The following is a 587-nucleotide window of genomic DNA, read 5'->3' as shown; positions in this document are numbered from 1 at the left end:
GCCGGTGGGGGGGGGGGTGGGGGCGGCGAGCCGCATCGGCGCCGACGGAGACAGCCCCGGCTGCTCGCGGGCCTCGGCGAGGACGAACACCACCTCGGCCGCATCCGTCACACCGGCCAGCAGCATCACGTCGTTCAGACCCCAGCCCGTGAACCAGGGCACCGTTCCCTCGAACCGCCAGCCGCCCCGCTCGGGCACCGCCCGCACGGGGACGCGGGGAAAGGCACGGACATGGGCGTACGCGATACCGGCCATCACCTCGCCGGTCGCCAGCGGACGCAGGAACTTCTCGCGGACGGGCGAGTCATATGTGGCGATCAGCTTCACAGGAGTGTGGTGCTGTGTCTGCACGAACCATGTGGAGCAGCACGCCCCGGCCAGGATCTCCGCGGTCTCCCGCGCCACCTCGACGGGCGCGTCCGCCCCGCCGTACTCCTTGGGCGCGCCCACCCCGAGCAGCCCGGCCCGCTTCACCGCCTCGATATGGCTTGCCGGCACACCCTCCTGGTCGACGCGCCCGGCCTGCGGGACGAGGAGATCGTGCGCCAGTCGCTGTGCGCGGGTGACGAGGGGATGGGGTGTGGTGG

The 587-nt window shown here is 72.7% G+C and carries 1 protein-coding gene; it reads right to left on the bottom strand.

The features are described from left to right. On the bottom strand, positions 1-587 hold a 587-nt coding region (locus IF47_RS0126765; protein WP_031511612.1), incomplete at both ends, for an acyl-CoA dehydrogenase family protein.

Source organism: Streptomyces megasporus, from assembly GCF_000718985.1.
Taxonomy (GTDB): Bacteria; Actinomycetota; Actinomycetes; order Streptomycetales; family Streptomycetaceae; genus Streptomyces; species Streptomyces megasporus.
This window is presented reverse-complemented; position numbering and strand designations above follow the sequence as displayed.